The sequence below is a fragment of the Rhodohalobacter sp. genome, from assembly GCF_041686455.1.
GTDB lineage: Bacteria > Bacteroidota > Rhodothermia > Balneolales > Balneolaceae > Rhodohalobacter.
On sequence record NZ_JAWLDW010000007.1, the window covers coordinates 24,151 to 44,348 of the forward strand.

The window sequence follows — 20,198 nt, forward strand, 5'->3', positions numbered from 1 at the left end:
ATTGGAGTATCAGCCTGAATATCTATACTTTGTCAGATCTATTGAAAAACCTGAGTTCGATGAATAATAAGTCGATTAAGATGCTTGAAAGTCTACTGCTTACACGGGAGAACTCACCTTTTGTAGAGGATTCCAGGAGGATGTATTAATCATATGATTATTTTAACTATTTAAGATTACTTCGTGAATCTTTGAGACTTTGAGTCTTGGTGGCATTAAATTGCGATTCTAGCCACGAAGACTCGAGGACTCGAAGCAGCACAAAGCTTATTCTATACATATTGAAAACTCAGCTAAGCCTACTGAATCTATCATTGCACAAAGGTTCTTTTGGGACAGCCTCAGACACAGTTTCCAGCATTTAGAAACCAAACCCAGATCACAAAATATTCGCTATATGGAACGCGTTGCACTCTACCCCGGCTCATTTGATCCTTGGACAAACGGACATCTCGATATTCTTAGTCGTGCTGTTAAAATGTTTGATAAAATCATCGTCACAGTTGCAGTCAATAATAAAAAAGACGCTGTTTTTACCGGTGAAGAGAGAATCAAACTTATCGAGGAATCCATCAGTCACTCTGAATGGTCTTCACAAGTAGAGATTATTCAGTTTACCGGCCTTCTTGTTGATTTAGCCAGGAAAAAGGAGGTCAATGTTCTACTGAGAGGTGTACGGCAAATATCCGACTTTGAATATGAATTCAGAATGGCCCTCGCCAATCGACGATTAGCTCCAGAAGTGGATACCGTTTTTTTGATGCCGGATGAACAGCTCACCTTTATCTCTGCTACTATAGTAAAAGAGATCGCTGCCTGGGGTGGGGACCTCAGCAGCTTTGTCCCCGATAACGTAGCCAGGGCTCTTCGAGATAAGTACGACACTTAACGTTACTCCTTTGCATTAATACATGAAGTTTCTATTCAAGAAACTGTTTGCCCCCTGCACAAATTAATGTGTATTATTAAAGTCTGTCACAAGCAGGGCATGGTTTTGAGAACGAATTGCCAACTGATTGACTTTATAACATTCCAACTTCAATCAAAACAGATAGCATAGATGATTTCGAAAGGTGAAAAAATTGACACTGATTTTACTATAAGTATTGTCCGGGATGGAGAAGAGGAAGAGGTTAAGTTCTCAGAGCTTTTAACCCGGCCAACTATTGTTTCGGTTTACATGCGAAACAACACCGGCGGCTGTGATAAACAGAACCGGAGTCTTGCAGAATACGCCAATAAATTTGACGAAAAAGGTTATAATCTCGTAGCAGTGAGCAAGGATACTTGTGGTTCACACAAAAACTATGCGAAAAAGCTGGACATTAATTACATTCTCGCATCTGACCCCGATTATAAGTTTGCTGAAACTACAGACTCCATCGTTGAAAAAAAGATGTACGGAAAAACATTTAATGCCCCCTCCCGTTCAGCATTTATTCTTGATAAGGATGGAACCGTGTTGGGAATAATCGAAAAAATAAACACCAAAGCGCATGCCGAGGAGTTGTTTGAGCTAATCGACAAGCTCTAACTATCAATCAAGTAATCGCCTAAACCGGCAAGAGCTTATCTGAAAACCTGAAGAAACTTTTAATACATGAAATCGCTAGTAATTGTTGAGTCTCCTACAAAAACAAAAACAATCAAGAAATATCTGCCAAAAGGATATGTGGTAGACTCTTCGATGGGACACATTCGCGATCTGCCTTCATCAGCCAAAGAAATTCCGGCCAAGTATAAAAAAGAGGAGTGGTCAAATCTGGGCATTAACGTTGACGACCGCTATGATCCTCTCTACGTAGTTCCGGCGGGTAAGAAGAAAATCGTAACCAAGCTCAAAAAGGAATTGAAGGATGCCGATGAGCTGATTCTTGCAACGGATGAAGATCGTGAAGGTGAAGCCATTTCATGGCATTTGACCGAGCTGTTAAAACCAAAAGTACCTGTTAAGCGAATGGTTTTTCGCGAAATTACCAAAGAGGCCATTCAAAGCGCTCTCGAAAACTTTCGGGATATCGACATGAATCTGGTTCACGCCCAGGAAACGCGCCGGATTCTGGATCGGCTGGCAGGGTACACTATCTCACCGCTGCTATGGAAAAAAATTGCACCGGGACTTTCTGCAGGCCGAGTTCAATCTGTTGCGGTTGAATTCCTGGTTTCGCGCGAAAGGGAACGAATGAAATTCAGAAGCGCCACCTATTTTGATCTGAAGGCTCAGCTTTCTAAGGAAGATGATAAAAAGAATTCATTTCAGGGAGACCTAACCTATTTGAACGGTAAGCGTTTGGCCAGCGGAAAAGATTTTGACGAGAATACAGGAAAACTAAAAAAACCGGACAGTGTTGTTCTTCTGCTGAAAGAAGATTCAGAAAAATTGAGGGACTTACTGAATGAGGCGAGTTGGTCGGTAACGGATATTGATGTTAAAACTCAAAAACGTAATCCGGCTCCTCCTTTCATTACTTCAACTCTGCAGCAGGAAGCAAACCGTAAGTTCGGGTTTTCAGCCAGGGATACAATGAGTATCGCTCAGAAGCTGTATGAAAATGGATTAATCACCTACATGCGTACAGACTCCATGAATTTGTCAGGGCAAGCGATTAACGCAGCCCGCAATGAAGTGGAGAAACAGTATGGTGAAGATTATCTCTTCCAGCGAGTTCGAAATTACGGAAAATCGAAAGGCGCACAGGAAGCACACGAAGCTATTCGTCCGGCAGGTTCAAGCTTTGTTCACCCGGAAAAATCTGGGCTAAGCGGGCGCCAGTTTAAACTCTACGATCTGATTTGGAAGCGTACAATCGCTACCCAGATGGCAGAAGCTAAGCTTGAGTTTACGAATGTTACCATCACAGCTAAAAAAGATGATACCGAGGCTGATTTCCGGTCGAATGGTAAAAAGATTTTGTTTCCCGGTTATTTCCGTGCCTATGTGGAGGGAAGTGACGATCCGGATGCTGCACTCGAAAATCAGGAGAATTTTCTGCCAAATATGGATATGGGCGAAAATATTGATCTCCACGATCTGGAATCGATTTCTCATGAGACCAAGCCGCCAGCGAGATTTACTGAAGCCACGCTCGTAAAAGAGCTTGAAAAAAGAGGAGTGGGACGCCCCAGTACGTACGCTACCATTATCAGCACCATTCAGGATCGCGGTTACGCACAAAAAGCAGGAAAAACTCTTATCCCGACGTACACTGCATTTGCTGTAACAGAACTACTTGAAAAACACTTCCCTGAAATTGTAGACAGTGACTTTACTTCATCGCTTGAAGATAAGCTGGATCAAATTGCCAAGGGTAAATATGATCCAGTTAAATACCTGGATGATTATTACAAAGGCAAAGACGGTCTGAAAGAGAAGGTAGACCAACGTGAAGACAAAATTGATCCACAGGAAGCACGCCTGCTGGATCTGCCCATTGAAGGGCTGAACGGTATGCAGGTTCATGTTGGCCGCTACGGCCCATACGTAAAAGGTGAAATTGACGGAGAAGAAGTAACTACTTCACTCCCTGTGGATCTTGACCCGGGTGAGCTCTCAGCCAAAAAAATCAGAGAGTTAATAAAAGCTGAGAAAGAGGGGCCTAAATCGCTTGGGAATCATCCTGAAACAGGTGAGCCCGTTTATGTGCTTTCAGGTCGCTACGGACCCTATGTGCAGCTTGGAGAGGTCACTGAGGAGAATAAAAAGCCCAAGCGGGTTTCTTTACTGAAGGGCATGAAACCGGAAGATGTTGATTTCGACCTTGCCACCTCCCTTCTTGAACTGCCTCGAACTCTGGGTGAGCACCCTGAAACCGGTAAAGAGGTGAAGGCCGGAGTGGGAAGATATGGCCCTTTTGTTTTGCATGACGGCACATTTAAATCATTGAAAAAAGATGACAATGTGTTGACGATAGATCTTGATCGCGCCGTGCAGCTTCTTAAAGAGAAGGGTAAGGGAAGCCGGGGAAGTTCAACCATTGCAGAGCTTGGAAATCATCCCGAGACGGATAAACCCGTTAAAGTGATGACCGGCCGCTATGGACCTTACCTGAAATACGGTAAAAAAAATATCTCCCTGCCAAAAGGAACAGAGCCCGAAAAAGTATCCATGGGAGATGCGGTTCGGTTGATTGACGAAAAAGGGAAGAAATAGAGTTTATTACTTAAACTGATGAAAAGCCCATCATTACTGTTGGGCTTTTTCTTTTTGACTTTTGAGCTCTATTCGTACTCTGAGTAACAGTTAAAGATCTGCAATTGACTGAAAAATCCGATCCGCAATCGCGGATCAAACGTGAATAGCCTCGACTGCAAGTCGGGGTAGTAAATGGTGATTTATTTCAGAACCCTGAAGGGGTTCAATATCTATCGGAGTCGATTATCAAAAGCTCAAAGCCCGCTTCTTTTTCAATGTATCGGTCTATTTAAATGATTTTAAAATCTATCTGCGATATTTAGAAAGTCATCCCCCTACCCCCTTCAAAGGTATTACCTATGTCTCAAAACAAAACACAAAGGGGGAAAACGCACCTTTATTTTTATCTTAAAATCAGTGTTTCAGCTCCTGATAGCGGAAACAGTCAGTTATATGATCATTCACCAGCCCACACGCTTGCATATACGCATATACTGTAGTACTGCCCAAAAATGAGAACCCTCTCCTTTTTAAATCCTTTGCTATTTGATCGGACAACTCCGTTTTAGCGGGCACTTCTTGCAATGATTTGGGAGCATTTACAATCGGCTTATGATCCACAAAATCCCAGATATATTTATCAAATGAACCGAACTCTTCTTGTACTTCTAAAAAACTCTGTGCATTCTTGATTGCAGATCGAATCTTCTTGTCATATCGCACAATTCCCTCATTTTGCATAAGCCGCACCACATCTTCATCTCCAAATCCGGCTACAACATTTGGATTAAAATTTGCAAATGCACTGCGGTACGCCTCTCTCTTTTTCAGGATCGTGCTCCAGCTGAGTCCGGCCTGAGCACTCTCCAGAATTAAGAATTCGAAGAGAACCCGATCTTCATGGACGGGAACGCCCCACTCCCTATCGTGGTAATCAACATACTGCTGAAACGTACCCTCAACCCATCCGCACCTTTTCTTTTCTGCCATTTTTTCCTCAGTTAATTACAGATCCTTTAGCCTGGCAGCTTCTTCAGAATTCTGACTGCGCTCAGGGCCCGGCTTCAAAAAAAGGATGAAATATATCTGCATGGTCATCTCCTCACCGATCCATTCGTAAATAAATGTCTCAGGAACCGCTGTAGAGTAGGACTCTTGAGCATCGGTAGTCACAACTGTTGCTCCCAAAATCAGGAAAAAATTTAAGAGCAATATTTCCATTTGATCACCTGTTGATTGAAGTTGTGATTGAGAAGCTACAAAGCTTTATTTTATGATAAGTACCTGAACATATTACCTGAACATATTTTTTTAACGACCATCTAAATCGCACATCATGCATATCGATCATATTGGCATTGCCGTAAAAAATATTGAAGACGCCGTTAAAACGTACGAAAAAATCTTAAACACCCCTTGCAGCAAACGTGAAATTGTAGAAAGTGAAAAAGTTGAAACGGCTTTTTTTCAAACAGGCGAATCAAAAGTTGAACTTCTGGGAGGCACTGCACCCGATTCTGTGATAAACACCTATATCGAAAAACGCGGCGAAGGCATTCATCATGTGGCTTTTGAAGTAGACGATATACAAGCTGAGATGGCGCGACTAAAAAATGAGGGCTTCACTCTTTTGAATGACTCTCCTAAACAGGGTGCTGATAATAAGTTAGTGGCTTTTCTGCATCCGAAGGGAAATCATGGAGTATTGGTTGAACTTTGTCAGTCCAAAAAATAGAGCGATCTAAAACTACAGATTCCAATTTTTCACTTCAGTTTAAACAGCCTTACCTTTACAGACTATAATTTCTCAAAACTAATCCCATCATTTGTATGAAAGACGGCGCTCGTTTTTTTGCTTACGCCACATGGACAGTGATGATTTCACTGGCTATCATTTTGTTTACCAATCGCTTTTTAGAATTTATCTCCGAACCCGGTTTCATTGGAACGCTGGTACTTCTGGCGTTTGGTTTCATATATCTGAACCTCACCTATGCTGCAGTAAAACGCTACATCCGGAAGGTTCCTTTCCCCACAAACCTGCATATGCTTCTGGCAGCTCTTGTCTTCTTACCGCCCGCCGTTTGGATCATTGTTTTCTCTGATGCCATCACTACTACTGAAATACTGATTCTTTTTGTTCTGGCTCTATCCTGTTTTCTGGGAATGGTTTACGGTAACCGGGCGGGAATTAAAGCCCGCTACGAATATATACAGGCGCTTAAGGAGTATCAGTCTAAAAATTGAGCTGCTCGTTAAAGTAAAACGTGATTTTTCGGTCGGGATGAAAAGGACAAGAGAGCGTAGGAACGAATGGGAGGATCCGATTGATAAAAGCTATAGCCTATACTACTAACTATGAGCGTGATATCAACTTAAATGTTTTTAAGATTTATACACACTGTAGATTTACCAGGGAAACTTTAAATTCTAAATTTTATCTGAAACCCACGTTATATAATGAATCTACGATCCTAATCTTAACTTTGTAGATCATCCCCTATCAGCTCTTACGAGCTCCCCCCTTCTAAGGGGGAATTAATGGCTTTTATTCCTTTTTCAGCTACTCTTCTCTTCTTTAGACTAGACTTTCACGGCTTAATAGTGATCGAAATCACCGTTTTTCTTTCGCTCAAAATAATCTTTTGAAGCTTCTACAACTTTTGGAGCAAGTAACAGAGTACCAACCATGGTTGGTATCGCCATCATCGCAAACATTCCATCAATCAGATTGATAACCATGTCGATCGTTGTAATGGACCCAACAAAGATTGAAAAGATATAGAAGTAGTTGTAGTAGTGCATTCTATGCGCTCCACCCAAAAAGTTGAGGCACTTGGTACCGTAGTATGAGTAGGTAAACATGGTTGTAATGCTGAAGATAAATACGCAGATCAGCAGTAAATATGTTCCGAATACAGGAATTCCGGTATCGAATGCTACAGCTGTCATCGTAACTCCATCTACGGTTGTATCTGTCCAGGCACCTGTCATTAGCAGAGCAAAAGCCGTCATTGTACAGACAAGAAGTGTATCAATTGCCGGCTCAAGCATTCCAACCAGTCCTTCACGAACAGGCTCACGCGTTTTAGCGGCCCCATGTGCCATCGCTTCCGTACCGATTCCTGCCTCGTTCGAAAATGCTCCGCGGCGGATACCATTCGAAATAACAACACCCAGCGCACCTCCGGCAGCAGCTTGTCCTGTGAATGCATCCGTAACAATCAACCAGAAATAGTGTGGCACATCAACAATATTGTTAATAATGATGTATACAACAGTAAGAATGTAGAGAAGTACCATAAGCGGTACCAAACGAGCGGCCACATGGCCAATCCTCTTAATTCCGCCAAAAATAACCAATGAAACCAGGAAAACAAGTATCAAGCCCACTATGATGTCAGAAAGACGAAATCCGGTTTCCGTAAGAAATGATCCGGCAAGAATCATGGTTTCGTATCCCAATAACCCATTTTCGGCCAACATCGTATCCCGAATAATCTGTGTGAGCTGGTTTGACTGAAACATTGGGGTACAGCCAATCAAGCCGGCAATACTAAAAAAGATTGCTAAAGGTTTCCATTTTTGCCCCAGACCTTCCGTGATATAGTACATCGGCCCACCCTGAATTTTACCGCTGCTGTCCTTTCCGCGATACATAATTGAGAGCGTACAGGTGAAAAATTTAGTGGCCATACCTACAATAGCAGTGATCCACATCCAGAATATAGCACCGGGACCACCCACACCTAAGGCAATGGCAACACCACTGATATTTCCCATTCCCACGGTTGCGGCAAGCGTGCTGGAGAGAGCCTGAAAATGGTTAATATCTCCGGGGGCATCAGGGTCTTCATACTTACCGGAAAGTACTTCAATACCGTGTTTGAAGTTTCGGTAAGGCATAAAACGACTGAATACGAGAAAAAATATTCCACCGCCAACAAGTAAAACCAGAAGTGGCGTCCCCCAGGCATAATTGGCAAAATCGACAAAAAGTTGTTCTAAAAATTCCAGAGCAGAACCTCACATTGGTTTTGGTTTTTAATTTCAAGAAAGCACCCGCTTTCAACTACCGGATCGATATGCAGAATAATCGATCATAGGCGGCTTAATATCACAATTTCTGAGAAAAAGTAAAATTTGACCGCGATGAAATTCGCCATGAATAACAAGATGTCTGCAAATATCTTTTAATTCGGCACTTTTTTTCACCCTTTTTTCAGTAAAAAAAATAATTTCAAAGTCGAGCTCTACTTCGTGATCACCAATGAGATCTAACCACTTTTTGTTTAGTTTTTTGGCTTTTTTGCGCAGTTCTCCCGGTCTATACTCATCCCATTTTTCGGTTTCACTAAACGAAGTTTCTATAACTCTGCTATACCAGATTTCCTGAATATTTACAATGTGAGCCAGAAATGCGAGGCAGGCCACATCTCTTTTAAATGGGGAGTGATCATTTATATGATCAAGCAATTTACGCGTGCACCATAAGTCGTAAGTAAAGAGAAGCTGAAGCGCCTGCCGCTGTTCCATTTATTTAACTATGCGAGGCCAAAATATCGGCCAATTCCACTTAAAATAAACTGTACACTGATGGCCAATGCGATAAAGCCCATCAGTCGGGTCATTACATTAAGCCCTGTGTGCCCAATATACTTAGCTGATATTGGTGCAAGCCTTAGCAGGCCATAAGTTGTGATAACTACCAATACGATGGAAATACCATTAATTAGATAATCGAACATACTTTCTGCCTGTGTGGCAAAACCAATCACAACAGCAATACTACCCGGCCCGGACAACAGCGGCAAAGCGAGAGGACTAAACGAAATATCTTCTTTTTCCATCGCGGCTTTCTCATCCTCTGCAGTTAGCTTTCTCCCGGATTTTTCCGGATTTAACATAGAGTAAGCTGCGCGCATAATGATTAATCCACCGGCTATTCTGATACCGGGAAGTGATATTCCAAAAAAACTAAGTATGAACGTACCGAGCAGCAGAAAAACGATAAGTACGCCTAACATATAAATAGAAGCCCAAAGTGCAGTCTGATCTCGTTCTGCATCGCTAAACCTGTCGGTTAGCGACAAAAATAGCGGCATTGCCGCAAGCGGATTTACAACAGAAAAAAGGGAGGTAAAACTTGCAAAAAGAAGTCCTCCCCAAGTTAGAAAGTGTGATGCCGTTCCATCTGTAACTGTATCAGGTATCCATTCAAACATAGCTCCAAAGATAAAAATGATTTATTCCATTGTATACCAAAAATTCTTTCTAATCTTCAGAGAAGTTTAAATAATTGTTACCTTTACTTACCCAATTTTCAGAAATACAAAACTCTACTCATCATGGCTCATTCAGAAACTTTAAGTAAAGCTAAATCAATAATAAATGGCGATAAAAGCAGAAATGAAAAACTTCAAGCTATTTGTGAGCTTTTAGATAATGATATTGACGTGTTCAACTGGACCGGATTTTATCTTGTAGCTGAAGATGAAGAGAATATGCTGGAACTGGGGCCATATGTTGGTGAAGAAACCGATCACACGCGCATTCCCTTCGGTAAGGGAATCTGCGGACAAGCGGCTGACACTCTGAAAACTTTTGTAGTGCAGGATGTAAATAAAGCAGACAACTATCTGGCCTGCAGCATTCACGTCAAATCTGAGATCGTTGTTCCAATCATGAAGGAAGATCAATTTGTTGGAGAGCTCGACATCGACTCTAACACAAAAGATGCTATAACTCAGGACCTGCAAAAACTTTGTGAAGATATTTGTAAAGAGCTTTCTGCAATATTTTAGACAATATGACATATCACTAACCATCTGAACGAATAAGAGAGACAGGTGGTTTTTTTGCTCGTCAACCAAACCGATAATATTTTCTTACGTCTAAATGAGTGGCTGAAGAAAATCTTGCTTTTTTGTACGGTAATCGGTTTTCAGTAATTTTTTTTGTGAGATATTTCAGCATTTAAAGTTGTAATAAATTATAAAAATCAGGGCTTTATCTGTGATAAATTGTATCTCTCATGAGATTCTTTCGTACGACTCCTTACATTTTCAAAATCAAAATTTTAATAAAACGACTAATCGGTTGAAAAAGCTACTTTCCCTATCCGCAGCGATAATTTTGGTACTTATAATAACATCTTGCGGATCATCTGACGAAAACAATGAAAGATCCTCTAATCGGCCGGGCGGCTTTGGAGGCGGGTCGGCAGCCAGTGTTGAAGTTGTACCCGTTCAATCTGAAACGATTTCAGATCAGGTTCTGTCTTACGGTACAATCCGCGCACAGGATGTTGTCTCCATAACACCTCAGGTATCAAACAGAGTGACCCGGGTTTTAGTTGACCTGGGGGATAACGTATCTGAAGGTCAGGTAATGGCAGAAATTTATGATGCCACGTTTAGGGATGCCGTCGAGCAAGCTCAAGCTCAAATTCGCCAACAGGAAGTAGCATTTGAACGAGACAGCACTGAATTTGCCCGTCAGCAACAACTTTATGAGCGGAATCTCATCAGCCAGTCTGAGCTTGATAACGTACGTGCTACATATCTTAACAGCAGAGCACAACTGGAATCAGCCCGCGCAAATCTTACTCAGAGCCAAGAGAATCTTGAAAACACTAAGATCAAGTCGCCTGTAAACGGTGTTGTATTGAGCCAGTCTATCACAGAAGGTGATATAGCTTCAACAGGACAAGTAATTTTCGAAGTTGCAAATCTGGTCGGTTTTGAAACCCGAGTATTTTTACCGCTTCAGGACTGGGAACTTATAAAGACCGGGCAAAGTGTTTTGCTATCTCTTTCAAGCCGTTCTGATGCTATCGCCGAAGGTGTGGTTTCAAGAATCAGCCCGCAACTTGATCCAGCAACAGGATTGGGAGAAGTGGTTATCACACTAACTGATACTGAAACGTCCGTCTACCAGGGAGCACTCGTTCAGGCACGTATCAATCTTCAAACAAGAGAAAATGCAGTTGTAATTCCACGATCGGCCATGGTAGAAAAGGTGGACACTTATATTGAACCTGAAACCGGAACCATTGAGCTTGAACGAACATATTCGGCATTTGTGAATCAGGGCGATTCAATAGCTGTGAGACGTGAGCTTGAGCTGGGTATACAGCAGGGTGATCGAATTGAAGTTCTCAACGGGCTTCAGCCGGGTGAAGGATTAATCGTTACGGGTCAGCGTAATTTAAATGAAGGCTCCAAAATTCGGGTAGCCGGCTCTATTGAGACAGAAGAACCGGAAGAAGTTGAGACAGATACCTCACAAGTACAAAATCTAATGGATCTAAGCCCTGAAGAGAGAAGGGAAAAACTGCAGAACATGTCTCCTGAAGAACGGCAGAAAATGCGCGAGCAGATGCAGCAAAACAGTAACCAGCGTTCCGGAAATCGTCGGCAAGCAAGCGGTAATAATTAAGAACTTAGATTCATGAAAAATTTACCCAAAATTGCTGTAGACAGGCCTATCACCTTTATGATGGCCAGCATCATACTGATCGGGTTCGGACTATATGGATTGAATAACCTCAGGTTGAATTTATACCCTGATGTATCTTTCCCCACAATTACTGTTTACACCACATTTGAAGGTGTTGCACCGGAAGACATCGAAGCGCTTATCACCCGGCCAATCGAAGAACAGGTTGGCAGTATATCCGGAGTTCGGCGCGTACGCTCCCTTTCAAGTCAGGGGTCATCGGTTGTAAAATTGAATTTTAACTGGGGGACAGATCTCTTTATAGCCGAAACTGAGGTGAGAAAGCGACTTGACATGATCCGGCGAGGCCTGCCTGATGATGTTGAGCAGCCCATCGTATTCTCTTACGACCCTAATGATGAACCGGTACTGGTTCTTGCGTTAACCTCAGATTCACGAAGCCCCCGGGAACTGCGGACGTTAGCCACCAGGCAAATTGAACAGCGTATAGAACGGATTGAGGGAATAGCTTCAGCAGAAACAGCCGGAGGGTTTGACCGACAAATTAACGTGCGAATCAGTAATGCTCAAATGCTCACCTATAATCTCGACGTGGGCAATATTTCGAGTCGACTGAGGCAAGAAAATGTACAGGTCCCTGCCGGCGAACTTACCGAGGGAGAAACCGTATTTTCACTGCGAACCATCGGGGACTTTAAAAATATTGAAGAGATTCGGAACAGCATTGTTTCGGTAACTGATGAGGGAAACCCTGTTTATCTGAAAGATATTGCCAGGGTAGAAGACGGGATTGCCCAGCCTATTGGAAATGTACGCGTTCAGGGTAACGAAGGCGTAATCATGAATATCTACAAACAGAGCGATAGCAACATCGTTAGCGCTGCCGGCGGAGTTGTAAATACCCTGGAGGAGGTCCGCAATGTACTGCCCGGCGACGTAAGCCTTGAGATACTGACAAACAAGGCAGATTTTATCAGTCTCTCGATTAATAACCTGATTATGACCGGACTGCAAGCCGTGATTCTGGTCATCATTATGCTTTTGCTGTTTCTCAGAAACGGACGGTCTGCCCTCGTGGTGGCTATTACAATCCCGATTTCGATTATTGCCACATTCAGCATCATGGATTTTTCGAATGTGAGCATGAACATCATATCACTCTCCGGGCTAACGCTCGCTGTGGGTATGGTGGTGGATAACGCTGTTGTGGTTCTGGAAAATATTTTCCGATTTAAAGAGGATGGTGAGAACAGTAAAGTATCAGCTGTATCGGGCGCCCAGGAAGTAGCCACTCCGGTTATCGTCTCTACTCTGACAACTCTTGTCGTTTTTCTCCCGATTCTTTTCGTACCTGGAATTGCCGGACTATTATTTCGTGATTTAGCCCTTACCATTTCGTTTGCCCTGATTGTTTCTGTACTCATTGCAATTACGTTGATTCCGGTACTGAGTTCTCGCTTGTTTGACAGGGAGCTGATTGACGCGGATAAAAAAGATCCTGCAAGAAATCTGATGAATAAACTGTTGGTTTGGCGCCGACAGAATGTATTTACACGAATCCTCGCTATTCCACTCTTCATCGGATATTTCCTGCTTTGGCCATTTCTGAAAATATGGGCCTGGATTGCATCCCAATCAAAAGCACTCTTTTCCGATCGAGTGGGGCCCTGGCTGGGCAAACAATTTGACCGTCTCGAAAACAGCTACAAAAACGCCTTGGACAAAAGCCTGAAAAGAAGCGGCCTTGTAGTTTTTGGTGCTTTTGCACTTCTAATTGCATCGCTACCAATCTACTTCCTTTTGGGAGGAGAATTTTTCCCTCAGGTAGACGAAAACTTTATCATTCTGGAGGTGCAGAGAGAGCCCGGTGTTAGCCTCATGGAACTGGAACGAACAATAATACAGGCTGAAAATATTATTCGTAACGAAGTTCCAGAGGCCCGGCTTATTGTTTCAGATTACGGGGATAAAATTGGCATCGAAGGTGCCGACAATCCAGGTGGTAATCAGGGCCGCATTCGAATAGAACTTGTTAAGGTTGGAGAACGCGATCGCAGCCAGATGCAAATTGCTTCTTCCGTTCTTTCATCATTGAACGCAGTTCCCGGCGCAAATATCAGGGCGGTTCGGGAAGATCCGCTCAGCCCCGATGGAGAAACAGGATTAATCGTTCAGGTTTATGGATTTGATCAGGACGTAAAACGGGCATTAGCCTCGCAAGTAATGACTGAGCTGAACGATATTGACGGTATTGTAAATGTCTTTAGCTCTGCAGACCAGGGACGCCCCGAACTTCGTGTAGAGATGGACCGGGAGCGGATTGCCCGCGTAGGAATGACAACATCACAGGTAGCCACCTCATTAAGTAACGCGGTTCAGGGAGCTACCGCTACAACTTTTGTTGATCAGGGAATTGAATTTGAAGTCTTGGTTGAAATTGATCCCATAGATAAAACACAATCTACATCATTGGAGGAACTTCAGATCCAAACACCTGCGGGCAATTGGATGCCTCTAAAGAATTTGGCACGCATTGATCGCTACACCGGCCCATCCAATATACTTCGGGTAAATCAGGAAAGAATGGTTGAGGTGGAGGGTGATTTGGGCAGTATAGATCTCCAGACTGCAACAGAATTGGCAAATGCCGCAATAAGTAACATTGATTTCCCCGAGGGATACCGGTATGAACTGGGCGGATCAGCTGAAGAACAGCGCGAGTCGTTCTTCTATTTGATAATAGCTTTTCTTATTGCCGGAATTTTGACCTACATGGTAATGGCATCCCAGTTTGAAAGCCTCGTTGAGCCTTTTATCATCATCGTGACCATTCCATTAGCCCTCACCGGAGTATTGCTAATGCTCTGGATCACATCAACCCCGATAAGCGTCACGGCAATGGTTGGTCTCGTACTTTTGACCGGTATTGTAGTAAATAACGGTATTGTGATGATTGACTATATAAAAATTCTGCAGTCGCGGGGGCAGGTCAGGCACGATGCAATTGTAAACGGTGCAGGCAGAAGGTTACGACCTATTTTGATGACCGCTTTTACCACTATTTTAGCGATGGTTCCCCTGGCGCTTCAGCTGGGTGCCGGTGCCGAGACGTGGAGCCCGATGGCCCGCGCTGTCATTGGCGGGTTAACCATGAGTACCATTTTGATGCTTTTTGCCGTTCCATGTATGTATAACCTGATCAATTCTCTGGTAGAAAAAGCCGGTTTTGATGCCGTACACAAGGAAGATCCGCTGAAAGTTTAAAGTTCAATGTTTAAGGTTTAAGGTTGGAGGGAATATGAAAGTTAACAGATTTGAAGATCTTGAAATATGGCAGCTCTCCAGAGAGCTTTGCAAAGATGTATATCAAATCACCAATATTGGACCATTTTCAAAAGACTTTAAACTAAAAGATCAAATTCGCGGATCATCCGGTTCAATAATGGATAATATTGCTGAGGGTTTTGAACGTGGTGGTAATAAAGAATTCATACAATTTCTAAGCATAGCCAAAGGGTCATGCGGTGAAACACGTTCTCAACTTTATAGGGCTTTTGATTGTAAATACATCACTGAAGACAAGCTTAAATTACTTACAAATAGTTCAATTTCTATCAGCAAGAAAATTTCAACATTGATGAATTATCTCAAAAAATCCGATATAAAAGGTCCAAAATATAAACAGTAGCTGAACAGATGGAGCAATGTTGTTGAGGAAAACCTGAGACCTTAAACTTTTAACCTGAAACACCTTCCTGCGGAAGGTTTATCGCCATGAAAAAAATCACAATTACAGAAAAAATTCTAAAGCGACCGGTGACAGCCATTATGATGTCGTTGCTGGTTATCGGCTTTGGAATTTTCTCTCTTATGAATCTGAAGGTTACGCTTTATCCAACCTTCAATATTCCGGTTATGGCTGTATCGGTCAACTACTCAAATGTAGCGCCAGACGATATGCTCAGGCTGGTTGTGGAGCCGATTGAGAGTGTAATTATGGGGGTAGAAGGAGTAGAGTCTTTAGACTCCAACATACGCCGAGGGGGCGCATTTTTGATACTCAGGCTCAAACCCGGAACCGACACCATGGTAACCGAACAAAAAGTCCGGGAGGCCGTAGACAGGATCCGCGGGGAGCTTCCTGCCGAGGCGAATGAGCCCTTTATCTTTCAATTCGATCCCGACAGGGCTCCGATTATGCAGCTTAGCCTGGAATCGGATGCTTTAGGACTTGACGAGTTGCGAACCCTATCCCTGGAGTTTATTGAACCCAGATTTGAGCGTATACCCGGCGTGGCCTCAGCCGATACTCGCGGTGGTTTGAACCGAAATATTTACGTGGATCTAATCCCTGAGGCAATGTCGAGGCACCAAATCATGCCTACAGCAGTTTCGAATGCCATACAGAGCAATAACGTACAACAACCGGTTGGGAGCCTAGTTGCCGACCGAACCAGTTACAGCATCCGTGCAAGCTCCATGTACGATAATGTGGATCAGATTGCTCAGACCATCATAACGATGAGAGAGGATATTCCAATTCGGGTTCGGGATGTGGCAGTAGTTCGGGATGATTACGAAGACATCACCAATATTGTAGAAATAAACGGTCGCAACAGTGTTACTATAGAGATTCAAAAGCAGTCGGATGCCAACACTCTGGATGTTGCCCAACAGATCGTCAAAACCATGGATGAGTTTGCACCCAATCTGCCCGGAAGTGTGAGCATGCAGGTTTTAAATAACGAAGGTCAGTTTATTGAAGACTCAATCTCCAATCTGGCGCAGTCGGCACTCATTGCACTTGTTGTGGTTATTTTAATTCTCCTCCTTTTTATGGGAGGCTGGCGAATAGCGTTTGTGGTAGCCATGAGTATTCCAGTCTCGCTCACGGCCACATTCGCCTTTATGTATTTTCTGGATATCACTTTAAATATTATCTCTATAACCGGGCTCGCCCTGGCCATTGGATTGCTGGTTGATAACTCTATCGTTGTTTCTGAAAGTATTGCGAATCAGCTCGAAGCAGGTGAAAGTCGTTTTAAGGCTGCAGTAACCGGTACTAATGAGGTTATAGGTGCACTTTTGGGATCAACCTTGACTACGCTTGCCGTTTTCATACCAATAATGGGCTTAAGCGGCTTTCAGGGTACCGTTGCCAAAGATTTGGCTCTAACAATTTCGATCTCCATTACAAGTTCATTTATCGCATCCATCATTTTGATTCCTGTTTTGGCATCTCTGATATTAAAGCGGGAAGAGTTCCTGAAAAAGAGTTATACATTTGCCTGGATCAAATCACTGGAGAACAACTACATTAAAATTCTGGAGTGGATACTCGCCAGAAAGTACGTCATAGCCATCAGTGTTGTCCTTATCATTGCAGGAGCCGGATTTCTTTTTCAGGACATTCAAAAGGAGTTTTTCCCGGAAACAGACGAGGGACAGTTTGATCTTCGTGTTGAACTCCCTGCCGGAACCAACCTGGCAACTACTGCCGAAAAGTTAAGGGATTACACCGATATTTTAGTTGATACTGAGGAGGTTAAGACCGTTATCAACAACATCGGACGTCGCGGGCGAAGTACCTTAACCAATGGCGGAACTTTGAGTATTACACTGGTTGATGATCAGTATCGCGAACAGAGCACAGCTGATATTGCATCTGAGCTACAAAACCGCCTGCGCGAGCCGGAGATTAACATAGAAATTGCCAACCTTGGCGGCAGCGGCGGAATCCCTACAGGTCGCGGATGGGGTGGCCGGGGAATCCGCGTGAGTTTAATCGGGCCGGATGTGGAGATTCTTCAGAGGCTGACTCTCGAAATGGAAAACGCTCTGATCGACGACCCAATGGTTATGTCGGTAAGTAATCCCCGATCAAGGCCCATGCCTGAACTCCAGTATCAGCTGGATCGAAATCGTATTAGCAGAACCGGAATAACCTCCCAAAGCGTAGCAAGTGCACTTGGTGCCCAGGCCCGGGGAAACCGTGCGGGTTTTTTCCGTGAAGAGGGCAGAGAAATTGCTATTCAGGTAAGAAATAACCCGGATCAGTTTCAGACCAGGGAAGACCTTTTTTCATTAGAACTGGCTCAATATGAAGATCAGCGTATTCCTGTTCAAGGATTGGGGGAATTTGTGCCTGTGGAAGGACTCAGCACAATTACACGTCGCGACCGGGAAACACTGCTCGATGTGGCTGTTATGGTCCGTGGCGATATGGAAGAGTATCAGCAAAAAATCGTTGACCTCCTTGAAAATGATATTTTCCTGCCCGATGGGTATCGTTACGAGTTCACAGGTTCGATCTTTTCCCAGCAACAAAGCTCGGGAGAAATTCTGATCGCACTTTTCCTTGCCCTTTTACTAACCTACATGGTAATGGCATCCGTTTTTGAAAACCTCAGGGATCCGTTTATTGTTATGTTTTCGGTGCCTCTGGCATTCTTTGGCTCCCTGTTTTTCCTATACATTACAGCAACTCCGCTGAGTGTTCCTGCCTATATTGGTATTGTCATTTTGATAGGAATTGTAGTAAATAACGGAATTGTACTGCTTGATTATATTCATCTGAAAACCGTGGGGAAAGAAAATTCCGGCGACTATGCAGATCTTTTCCTGGAAGCGTGTAAACGCAGAATGCGCCCTATTCTACTGACGGCCATGACCACCATTTTCTCTATGATACCATTAGCACTTGAATTTGGAGCAGGGTCTGAAACCTGGAGCCCGCTTGCCAGGTCTGTCATTGGAGGATTGGCATTCGCTACCATTTTAACCTTATTTGTTGTGCCAACCGTTGTGATTGGCATATCCAAGAAACGTAGAAAACTAATCGATAAGTCGTTGACAGCCTAGCAGGTTTGCATCAACTTGTTGGCTCAAATATTCTGCTCATTCCTGAATGGAGTTGTTGAGCCAGTTCTTTACGGTCGCTGCATTGAACCGGTTTACTGCAAAAACGAATTGTGCAATCAATGCGCCGGTTTTTTGCCAGCTTCAGAACATGTTTGTGGAAAGGATCCCTTGCACCGAAAAAACAGACACTCTTGTTCGCTGGGGCGTCTCCCTTCTCCTCTGCAGTTCTGTACTTTATGGTGGAGTAGTAGACCGGAATCTCCTCGCTTGCCGGGTAATTCAGCAATGAGGGCCGAAAAGATAACACATTCTCACCTGCCGATGTTGTTCCTTCAGGGAATAGAATAATCCCCTGATACCTATTCAGGCTTTTTGAAAGAATTTCGTTTACGCGCGTCACGTCTCGCTTCCTTGAACGGTCAATAAATATTACCCCCATTGTTTTTACCATAAAGCCTAACAGAGGCCATGATCTTACCTCTTTCTTTGCAACAAAAGTGCATTTCAGGTTCAGGTAAAGCGGAATAATATCGATGTAGCTAAGATGATTCGAAACCAGAAAAAAGGGAGCCTGCGGCGGTTCTCCTTCCGTTTTAACCTTGATATTCAAAGCTACACACATCCCCTGCGACCATAAGTACATATACAAATTCCGTAACGGCTCGTATGGCAGCTTAAAAAGCCATAACAGAGCAAATACCACTAAGTAAATCAGATAAAGGGAAAGAGTATAAACAATGAGAAAAAATATTTTTATCGATGCTATAAATGTTCTCATAATAAATTTTCAGTCTGCTTTAAACCAGTGGCATATATTACCCAAAAAACATTCTTCTGGTGCGATCTGAAATCGCTTTAACGTCCAGCAAAATCATAAAATGGATCAGATCGAGCTTTTTATCGTACGATGGGCCGGCTATAACTTTCGATCCTACATCAAGATAATTTTTAAAAAGAGGCGGAATTTCATACTCATCTGTATCTTCTTTAAACTGACTTTTATTCGGTTTATACTCCTCTTTCGGTTCAATATAATAGTCCGGATGGATATGTCCCGCTTTTTTCAAATATTCAGAAGTATTTTGGGCTACCTTCATATTGTTGGTATCCAATGCTGCGTACCCGAAAAGGTAGCGTTTATTGAAATGTTCGAGATACCCGGCAAATCCTTTCCATAAAAGAAACAGGACCCGGCCGCTTCTATGCTCCTTACTAATACAGGCGCGCCCTACTTCTACTGCGTTTTGCAGTACTTCGTCTGGCAGTTCATCCAATTTAAAACGTTCATCACTGGTAAATCCATTTCCTTGTCTTGCCTGTTCGTAAGTTTGCATCCGGTAGGTGCCAACAATTTCTTCACTATTATTGTCTACAACAATTAAGTGATGGCACTGATCATCGTACTGGTCTTTCTCTCTGCCGGCATCAAACTCAAATTCCCTGGCAAGTTCTTCATTAAAAACCTTGTATCTAAGCCGCATTGCCGCATCGACTTCTTCTTCTGTTTTAGCAAACTTAATGGTGTACTGGTTACTTTGAACTTCTTTTAGAACTCTGTCTTTTATTAGCACTACTCTTCCAATTAATGAATTTCAGTTCTGACCACTTGATGGTAACAATTTTAACAAATAATTGTATTACAATTTAAGAACTAACTATTTATGAACGAAAATGGCAACAAACGTTTTCTTCTATTCTCTGATAAATAAGCTATTTTTACCCCCTCTGTTTATTGGAGGGCAGA

Annotated in this window: 17 protein-coding genes; 10 read left to right on the plus strand and 7 right to left on the minus strand. The window is 43.1% G+C overall.

Going from position 1 to position 20,198, the window contains the following annotated elements; all coding sequences use genetic code 11:
* Positions 1-397 precede the first annotated feature (397 nt).
* From coaD to topA, 3 genes are all read left to right on the plus strand, one after another.
* Positions 398-889 carry a pantetheine-phosphate adenylyltransferase gene (coaD, locus tag ACESM0_RS01875; protein ID WP_372903084.1) on the plus strand — a complete coding sequence of 164 codons (492 nt, stop codon included), beginning with the start codon at positions 398-400 and terminating at the stop codon, positions 887-889.
* Between the two features lie 171 nt (positions 890-1,060).
* Complete coding sequence (locus ACESM0_RS01880) at positions 1,061-1,534, plus strand: peroxiredoxin (RefSeq protein WP_372903086.1); 474 nt, start codon at positions 1,061-1,063, stop codon at positions 1,532-1,534.
* Between the two features lie 66 nt (positions 1,535-1,600).
* Positions 1,601-4,150, plus strand: a complete 2,550-nt coding sequence (gene topA, locus ACESM0_RS01885) for a type I DNA topoisomerase (protein WP_372903088.1) — start codon at positions 1,601-1,603, stop codon at positions 4,148-4,150.
* A 396-nt stretch (positions 4,151-4,546) separates the two neighbouring features.
* Here the strand turns inward: topA and ACESM0_RS01890 are convergent, their stop codons facing one another.
* Together ACESM0_RS01890 and ACESM0_RS01895 are read right to left on the minus strand one after the other, a co-directional pair.
* On the minus strand, positions 4,547-5,122 hold the full coding sequence (locus tag ACESM0_RS01890) for a DNA-3-methyladenine glycosylase I (RefSeq protein ID WP_372903090.1): 576 nt from the start codon (positions 5,120-5,122) through the stop codon (positions 4,547-4,549).
* Positions 5,123-5,137: 15 nt separating this feature from the next.
* A complete protein-coding gene (locus ACESM0_RS01895) occupies positions 5,138-5,353 on the minus strand; it encodes a hypothetical protein (RefSeq protein WP_372903092.1) in 216 nt (71 codons plus the stop codon).
* A gap of 115 nt (positions 5,354-5,468) precedes the next feature.
* On the opposite strand from ACESM0_RS01895, the gene mce reads away from it, so the two are divergent.
* Both mce and ACESM0_RS01905 read left to right on the plus strand, forming a co-directional pair.
* A complete protein-coding gene (gene mce / locus ACESM0_RS01900) occupies positions 5,469-5,867 on the plus strand; it encodes a methylmalonyl-CoA epimerase (protein ID WP_372903093.1) in 399 nt (132 codons plus the stop codon).
* A 95-nt stretch (positions 5,868-5,962) separates the two neighbouring features.
* The gene (locus tag ACESM0_RS01905; protein ID WP_372903095.1) at positions 5,963-6,379 is read left to right on the plus strand and encodes a hypothetical protein; all 417 of its coding nucleotides are present in this window, start codon (positions 5,963-5,965) and stop codon (positions 6,377-6,379) included.
* Positions 6,380-6,730: 351 nt separating this feature from the next.
* On the opposite strand, the gene ACESM0_RS01910 is transcribed toward ACESM0_RS01905, so the two are convergent.
* From ACESM0_RS01910 to ACESM0_RS01920, 3 genes are read right to left on the minus strand one after another with little or no spacing between them, the layout of a single operon-like run.
* Complete coding sequence (locus tag ACESM0_RS01910; RefSeq protein WP_372903128.1) at positions 6,731-8,149, minus strand: alanine/glycine:cation symporter family protein; 1,419 nt, start codon at positions 8,147-8,149, stop codon at positions 6,731-6,733.
* 51 nt (positions 8,150-8,200) lie between these two features.
* On the minus strand, positions 8,201-8,668 hold the full coding sequence (locus ACESM0_RS01915; RefSeq protein WP_372903097.1) for a DinB family protein: 468 nt from the start codon (positions 8,666-8,668) through the stop codon (positions 8,201-8,203).
* Between the two features lie 8 nt (positions 8,669-8,676).
* Positions 8,677-9,357 (minus strand): MarC family NAAT transporter, encoded by a 681-nt coding sequence (locus ACESM0_RS01920; RefSeq protein WP_372903099.1) that lies wholly within the window; start codon positions 9,355-9,357, stop codon positions 8,677-8,679.
* A gap of 123 nt (positions 9,358-9,480) precedes the next feature.
* On the opposite strand from ACESM0_RS01920, the gene ACESM0_RS01925 reads away from it, so the two are divergent.
* The 5 genes from ACESM0_RS01925 to ACESM0_RS01945 all read left to right on the plus strand — a co-directional run bounded on the left by ACESM0_RS01925 (position 9,481) and on the right by ACESM0_RS01945 (position 18,454).
* A complete protein-coding gene (locus tag ACESM0_RS01925) occupies positions 9,481-9,936 on the plus strand; it encodes a GAF domain-containing protein (protein WP_372903100.1) in 456 nt (151 codons plus the stop codon).
* 295 nt (positions 9,937-10,231) lie between these two features.
* The gene (locus ACESM0_RS01930; RefSeq protein ID WP_372903102.1) at positions 10,232-11,572 is read left to right on the plus strand and encodes an efflux RND transporter periplasmic adaptor subunit; all 1,341 of its coding nucleotides are present in this window, start codon (positions 10,232-10,234) and stop codon (positions 11,570-11,572) included.
* A 12-nt stretch (positions 11,573-11,584) separates the two neighbouring features.
* Positions 11,585-14,857, plus strand: a complete 3,273-nt coding sequence (locus tag ACESM0_RS01935) for an efflux RND transporter permease subunit (protein ID WP_372903104.1) — start codon at positions 11,585-11,587, stop codon at positions 14,855-14,857.
* A 34-nt stretch (positions 14,858-14,891) separates the two neighbouring features.
* Positions 14,892-15,281 carry a four helix bundle protein gene (locus ACESM0_RS01940; RefSeq protein WP_372903106.1) on the plus strand — a complete coding sequence of 130 codons (390 nt, stop codon included), beginning with the start codon at positions 14,892-14,894 and terminating at the stop codon, positions 15,279-15,281.
* A gap of 86 nt (positions 15,282-15,367) precedes the next feature.
* Positions 15,368-18,454: an efflux RND transporter permease subunit gene (locus tag ACESM0_RS01945; RefSeq protein ID WP_372903108.1), complete on the plus strand. Its 3,087-nt coding sequence runs from the start codon at positions 15,368-15,370 to the stop codon at positions 18,452-18,454.
* A gap of 10 nt (positions 18,455-18,464) precedes the next feature.
* On the opposite strand, the gene ACESM0_RS01950 is transcribed toward ACESM0_RS01945, so the two are convergent.
* Together ACESM0_RS01950 and ACESM0_RS01955 are read right to left on the minus strand one after the other, a co-directional pair.
* Positions 18,465-19,232 carry a lysophospholipid acyltransferase family protein gene (locus ACESM0_RS01950; protein WP_372903110.1) on the minus strand — a complete coding sequence of 256 codons (768 nt, stop codon included), beginning with the start codon at positions 19,230-19,232 and terminating at the stop codon, positions 18,465-18,467.
* A gap of 37 nt (positions 19,233-19,269) precedes the next feature.
* Positions 19,270-20,025: a GNAT family N-acetyltransferase gene (locus ACESM0_RS01955; RefSeq protein ID WP_372903112.1), complete on the minus strand. Its 756-nt coding sequence runs from the start codon at positions 20,023-20,025 to the stop codon at positions 19,270-19,272.
* Positions 20,026-20,198: the final 173 nt, after the last annotated feature.

Bases quoted from the DNA above. Each gene is read 5' to 3' on its own strand.
- coaD (WP_372903084.1), top strand. From the start codon at position 398: ATGGAACGCGTTGCACTCTACCCCGGCTCATTTGATCCTTGGACAAAC.
- ACESM0_RS01880 (WP_372903086.1), top strand. From the start codon at position 1,061: ATGATTTCGAAAGGTGAAAAAATTGACACTGATTTTACTATAAGTATT.
- topA (WP_372903088.1), top strand. From the start codon at position 1,601: ATGAAATCGCTAGTAATTGTTGAGTCTCCTACAAAAACAAAAACAATC.
- ACESM0_RS01890 (WP_372903090.1), bottom strand. From the start codon at position 5,122: ATGGCAGAAAAGAAAAGGTGCGGATGGGTTGAGGGTACGTTTCAGCAG.
- ACESM0_RS01895 (WP_372903092.1), bottom strand. From the start codon at position 5,353: ATGGAAATATTGCTCTTAAATTTTTTCCTGATTTTGGGAGCAACAGTT.
- mce (WP_372903093.1), top strand. From the start codon at position 5,469: ATGCATATCGATCATATTGGCATTGCCGTAAAAAATATTGAAGACGCC.
- ACESM0_RS01905 (WP_372903095.1), top strand. From the start codon at position 5,963: ATGAAAGACGGCGCTCGTTTTTTTGCTTACGCCACATGGACAGTGATG.
- ACESM0_RS01915 (WP_372903097.1), bottom strand. From the start codon at position 8,668: ATGGAACAGCGGCAGGCGCTTCAGCTTCTCTTTACTTACGACTTATGG.
- ACESM0_RS01920 (WP_372903099.1), bottom strand. From the start codon at position 9,357: ATGTTTGAATGGATACCTGATACAGTTACAGATGGAACGGCATCACAC.
- ACESM0_RS01925 (WP_372903100.1), top strand. From the start codon at position 9,481: ATGGCTCATTCAGAAACTTTAAGTAAAGCTAAATCAATAATAAATGGC.
- ACESM0_RS01935 (WP_372903104.1), top strand. From the start codon at position 11,585: ATGAAAAATTTACCCAAAATTGCTGTAGACAGGCCTATCACCTTTATG.
- ACESM0_RS01940 (WP_372903106.1), top strand. From the start codon at position 14,892: ATGAAAGTTAACAGATTTGAAGATCTTGAAATATGGCAGCTCTCCAGA.
- ACESM0_RS01945 (WP_372903108.1), top strand. From the start codon at position 15,368: ATGAAAAAAATCACAATTACAGAAAAAATTCTAAAGCGACCGGTGACA.
- ACESM0_RS01950 (WP_372903110.1), bottom strand. From the start codon at position 19,232: ATGAGAACATTTATAGCATCGATAAAAATATTTTTTCTCATTGTTTAT.